At 60.2% G+C, this 6,016-nt stretch carries 2 protein-coding genes; both read right to left on the bottom strand.

Going from position 1 to position 6,016, the window contains the following annotated elements; genetic code table 11:
• Nucleotides 1-137 precede the first annotated feature (137 nt).
• Entirely contained in the window at nucleotides 138-3,326 is a 3,189-nt protein-coding gene (locus IV01_RS03530; RefSeq protein ID WP_032631074.1) for a non-ribosomal peptide synthetase, read from the bottom strand.
• Nucleotides 3,323-6,016, bottom strand: a 2,694-nt coding sequence (locus IV01_RS25990; RefSeq protein ID WP_195758818.1) for a condensation domain-containing protein, incomplete at its 5' end; no start/stop codon positions are given. The genes IV01_RS03530 and IV01_RS25990, both read right to left, overlap by 4 nt.

Genomic DNA, 6,016 nt, shown 5'->3' with positions numbered 1-6,016 from the left:
GAAAAAAGCGGCATAAACCGTAACCGGTGTCCGTGATTACTTGACCAGTTCAGGCGCGCTCCTACAGGGAAGGGGCGAGCGCGGTGCGTATGGCACACCGCTGTTCGCAGCCTTCGGCAGCTCCTACAAAAGCTGGATCACGCTCCCTGGCGCGCCTTTTCGAGCATTTGCGCCTTTTCCTCAGGGCTCATGGCGTCCAGTTGCAGGCGTGCACGGGCGGTTTTTTCCAGTTGACCGGGGGTGATTTCAAGGCTCCGCAAGGCCAGCGAGAGCGCAGCGGGTGTCGGGTTGTCGAAGACCAGTCCCGGCTGGATCTCACACTGCAACAGCTTGCGAACTCCAGCCACCAGCTTGATCACCAGCAGCGAATGCCCGCCCGCCGCGAAAAAGTCCTGATCGATACTCAGCCGCTCTTGCCCCAGCAATTGCGCCATGCGTGAGGCGATCAGCTGTTCAAGCGCATCACGGGGCGCAACATAGGCCTGCGTTGACTGCGTGGGCTGCAAAGCTTGCAGCGCCTGCCGATCCACTTTGCCATTGGCCAGCCGTGGCATGCGTTCAAGTGGCTGAATACGCCCCGGTAGCATGACCGCTGGCAAACGCTGCGTCAGTTGAGCCGTGAGCGAAGCCAGATCGTCCAGCGCAACACCGGGAGCCGGAACCACAAAGGCCACCGGTTCGCCGGACACCTGATCAAGCATCACCACCGCTTCGCTGACATCGGGCAGTTGCAGGATCTGCGCTTCGATTTCCGCCAGCTCGATACGGAAGCCCCGAACCTTGACTTGTTGATCCCGGCGACCATAAAGCTGGATACCACCGCTGGCCCGATAGCGCGCCAGATCGCCGCTGCGATACAAACGCTCACCGGGCACAAAGGGGTTATCGATAAACACCTGATCCTCGCCCTGAGTCTGGCCTAGATATCCCCGAGCCAACTGCTGCCCGCCGATATACAGCTCACCCAACTCGCCACTGGCCACCAATTGCTGTTGCGCATCGAGGATGTAGACCTGATTGTTCGGCAGCACCTGAGTCAAACCAATGCCTGGCAGCTGAGCATCCGCCAAGGTAACAGGATGGACCAGCACACCGACCGTGGCCTCGGTGGGGCCGTAATGGTTGAACAACCGGCAGTCGCTGCGCAGTTGCAACACCCGTTCCACCAAACCGGCGGACATGCCCTCGCCCCCCAACACCAGCACAGCGGGCAATGTCGCCTGAGGCGCATCCAGCAAGGCACTGAGATGCGAGGGCACAATCTTCAGGCAATCGATCTTGCGCCTCTGGATGAAGTCGGCGAAAAGCTGCGAATCCTGCATGGTGACGTCATCGGCGATATGCAACGTTGCGCCGTTGTACAGCGCACCAAACAGGGTGGTGTTGCCAAGGTCCGCCGCCACCGTGGAGCCGAATGCGAAATGCCGGCAGGCATCCAGCCCCAACTGACGGGATACTCCTGTTGTGTAATTGAGCAATTGCCGATGCTCTACCACCACGCCTTTGGGCAGGCCGCTGGAGCCGGATGTAAAAAGAATATAGGCGACGTCTTCAGGGCTGACCGTCGCCACAACTGGCGAACGCTGACCACCGCGCTGTAATGCCTCGCTAAAACTCATGGCTTTGCAACCGGTGAGACCCTGCGGCTCCAACGCTCCCAGCACCAGACTCGCACCGGCTTGCTCAATGATCAACTGCTGGCGGGCGTGTGGCCAGGCAGGATCAAGGGGCAGATAGGCCGCCCCGGCCTGCCAGCTGGCAAGGATTGAAACTACCTGAGCGAAAGAGCGCGGCAAGGCGATGGCAACCACCCCACCCTGACTGACACCCTCGGCCCTCAACCCGGCCGCCAGTTGCGCGACCTGCTGATCAAGTTCGGCATAGCTGAGGGTTTGCCCGTCAACCATCAGCGCAGTGGCGTTCGGCGTGGTCACAGCCCATTGCCGGATGATCGCAGGCAACAACCCTTGCGCCGAGAAATCCATGGGCTGCGGATTAAGCGCCAGCAGTGTCCCGTGCTCTTGTTCACCCAGCAGATTCAATTGACCCAAGACCATCTCAGGGTTGGCGACGATGCTTGCGAGCAGCACTTGGTACTGCTCCAGCAGCCGTTGCATGGCGCTTTCAGCGTGACGATCCGGCTGGTAGTCCAGGCGCAGCCCTCTCAGTACTGGGTGCGAATCCACCAGCAAGTTGAGCAGCACTTCAAAAGACGCGGCAGACGCATCCACCGGTGTAGCCGTCCACTTCAGCCCGCGTGATACGAACGGGTTGAAGACCGTTTGCACGCTAAAGGCGTAACCCAAAGACAGTGGTGCCGAGTCCGGGCAGTATTCCTGCCAGGTAATGTGTTCCTGCAATTGCCCGGCGAAGAGATTCAGCCAGGCGCGGAACGGCTGTTCCATGTCCGGATTGACGCTGACCGGCAAGGTTTTCTCGAACAGCCCCGGTGTCGACTCAAAAAACTCATAGTCATGCCTGGCGTCATGGCGCCAGGCACCGGTGAAGCTTTGCCGACCGCTGATCCTCGCCAGCAATAACCACCATGCAGCCTGCAACAGCACTTCGACGGGTCGGCCTTGCTCTGTGGCCAAGGCATTCAGTCCGGTGACTAATTGGGCATCTAGGATGGCTGGCAAGGATTGACTGCGGTCACGATCAATCCCGCTGCGCAGCCGCTCCGGCAAGTCAGGGGAAATACTTTGCCCAGCTTCCAACTGCGCCTGCCAATACCCTTTGCCTGCCTCGGCATCTTCGTCTTGCACCACCTCGCTGCGCCATTCCAGATACTGATCAAACTGCGCCTGTTCCTCATCAACCGGCTGCGCACCGTGCTCATAGGCCACGATCAATTCGCCGAGCAAAATCATCAAGCTGCCTTGATCTGCCACGCACCGGGCGACCCCGAGCAGCAATTGCCAGTGCCCGTTTTCAATACGCTGCAACAACGTCTGGACAAACGCTCCTTCCTCGAGTCGGAACGGGCGCGCGTACCACTGCTGCTCGCGTTGCTCGACCACAGTCGGCGGCTCTTCAAGGGCATGAACCGTCAGAGACAAAGGCTGCGTACCCGCTCCAGCAAACTGACGCAGACCGTGATAACCGGGCACCGCGCGCAGAGCAGTGGTGAGCGACGGCTGCCTTTGCAGGCAACCATTCAGCGCTGTCCGGACCCGCTCAGGGTCTAGCTCGCCTTGCACCTCGACCCGCAGAAAATACCCGGCCTCGCCCCAGTTTGCTCCTTCCCGCGCGGCCTGAACCCAGGCCTGCTGCTCAGCCAACAGTGCCAGGCCAACGTCAGTCGTCATTTCATCGAGGGTGTTCATGCGTCAGTCCCTTGTTGTTCCATCCGCGGATGTTTTGTCTGTTGCAGTGCGCCACGTTCGATCATTTCGCCCATGGCAACGACGATCTTGCGCGGCCCTTCAAACGGATCACGGGCATGCGCGGCGAGCATGTTATCGAGCAGGATCACATCGCCTTTCTGCCAGGCGAAACGCACCGCGCATTGCTCATACAGCTCGCCGATTTTCTCCATCACCGCATCTTCAATGGGCGAGCCGTCGCCGTAATAGACGTGCCGGGGCATGCGCTGTTCGCCGAACAGAGCCAGCAGGTCGTCGCGCACATCCGGGTCCAGGCAATAGATATGGTGCAGCTGCACCTGATTGAAGAAGCTCTTTTCACCGGTCACCGGGTGACGAATGATCGCCGGGCACGGGGTCCGGATTTGCAGCTCGTCGTTCTCCAGCCACTGCCACTGAATGCCTGCCGCCTTGCAGCGGGCTTCGACTTCGGTCCGTTGTTCGGTCTTGAAGAAGTGTTGCCAGGAGACGTCCAGCTTGTCGGCAAAAGTGCGCACATAGAGCAGCCCTTTGCTTTCGAAGCGCTCGCGTAACTCGACAGGCAATGATTGATACATCAGGCGGCAATCCACCACCGGCGTGGCGCCACCCACCGGTGAAGGTTGCTCACAGAAGAACAGCTGCTTGCGCGGCCAGCGATCCTGGTGCGAGCTTTCATTGTGGAACAGGATCATTTTCTTTTCCGGGTAGGGCGTGGAGCGATAGGTGTTCTTGCCCCCCTCCTTCTTCGGCAAATCGCCATATTGCCCATAAAGACCCGGCTGCACCGCTTCGGCAAATGCCTCGAAGGCGTGGATGTCATTGAGCTGAAACCCCCGGAACAACAGACCAGCGTGTTTCGAGAGTTTCTGCTCGATCAGCGGCCGGTTGGCTTTGACCCACTCGATCAAATCCAGCCCCGCATCCACCGGCTCAACCAACAGCGGGAACGGCTGACCCGGCACCATCGGCGACTCGCGGAACAGCGGCGCTGCACTCTGGTTAGCCGGCTTGCCGGGCTTCTTCAGAAACGAACTCAACTTGTCGAGCTTCGGCTTGGCCGGTACTTGAGTGCTGACAGGCAACGCTGCGTCATGCCCTGGGTTATGCCCTGCTCTATGCTTTGCTCTATGGCTAGCCACGTTGATCTCCCTTAATTTGATGTCCGGGTCACGCACGATGTGATCGAGAACGTCCAGCCAACCGCCGAGCAGTTGCTGGATGCGTTCGGGCTTGAAAAGGTCGCTCGCAAATTGCCAGGTGCCCAGCAACTGCCCGTCGTTTTGATCGAGGAACAGCGCCATGTCGAATTTCGAATAGCCCCCCAAAGTGGGCAGCACTTCCACGGCAATACCCTCGATGGCGGCATTGGCGAGCGGCAGGTTGTTCATCACGAACAGCACTTGCACCAGTGGATTGACGCCTCGCTGCCGGGGCACGCCGCAGGCCTCGACGATCATGTCCAGGGGCAAATCCTGCTGCTCGAAAGCACTCAGGGCAGTGTCCTGGGTGGCGGCCAAGAACGATGCAAAAGACTGCTCGGCGTCGAACCGTGAACGCAGTGGCAAGATGTTGACGAAAAAGCCGATCAGGCTTTCCAGCTCCGGGCGCTGACGACCCGCGACATCGGCCCCCACCAGCAGATCATCGCTGCCAGTGACGCGATGCAACAGGACCTGAAACGCAGCAAGCAAGGTGCTGTAAAGCGTCACGCCCGCGCCTCGGGACAGCGTTTCGAGCTTGAGCCGCAAATCCCCGGGGATACTGAATTGCAGATTGGAACCGGCATACGAAGCATGGGCCGGACGTGGGAAGTCCATGGGCAGCGGCAGGGCTCCGGAGCTGCCAGCCAGCGCCTTCTGCCAATACCGCCCCTGCTCGGCCAGCACGCCAGCACGTTCCAGTTCCAACTGCCAGCGGGCGTAATCGGAATACTGCACGGGCAAAGGCGGCAGCGGAGATTCGCTTGCATGCTGCAGAGCCGCGTAATGCTCGACCAATTCGCTGATCAACACCGACATGGACCAGCCGTCGGAGATGATGTGATGCATGGAATACAGCAACACGTGCTCGCTGGCCGACAGCCGCAACAACTGAGCGCGCAGCAACGGTGCCCGCTCAAGACTGATGGCTTGTCGGGTGTTGTTCAGCGTCGCCTCGGCCACCCGCGCTTCCTGCTCCATGCGCTGCAAATGGCTGAGGTCCAGCACCGGCAGCTCAAGGGCAACATGAGGCGCAACGATGGCAACCGGATCGCCTTCGTCATCAGCCGTGTAACGGGTGCGCAGCACCTCGTGACGCTGGATGACGGCGGCGAAGCTGTCTCTCAATACGTCGATATCCAGCGCGCCGCGCAAGCGCAACGCCAACGGCATGCCGTAAGCGCCGCTGCCGGAACTGAACTGCTCGGCCACCCACAAACGCCGCTGGGCCAGAGATAAAGGGGACGTTGACCCTGCGTCTGCCGCGACTAACTCAACGCTTGGTGAATCGACAGTTTCGCTGCTTTGCCCTGCCAGCCGCGCCGCAAAACCTTGCAGCTGCGGCTCAGTGAACAGGTCACGCAAACCGGCAGCCACCGACAGTTGATGCTTGATCCGGGCGATCACCTGAGCCGCCAGCAACGAATGCCCGCCCAGCTCGAAGAAGTTATCGGTCAGGCCCACGCGTTC

It is taken from the genome of Pseudomonas syringae, assembly GCF_000737245.1.
Classification (GTDB): domain Bacteria; phylum Pseudomonadota; class Gammaproteobacteria; order Pseudomonadales; family Pseudomonadaceae; genus Aquipseudomonas; species Aquipseudomonas syringae_J.
Note: the sequence above shows the minus strand (reverse complement) of the source record. Positions and strands in the feature narration are given on the sequence as shown.

Coding starts and splice junctions, on each gene's coding strand:
- IV01_RS03530 (WP_032631074.1), bottom strand. CDS start 3,326: ATGAACACCCTCGATGAAATGACGACTGACGTTGGCCTGGCACTGTTG.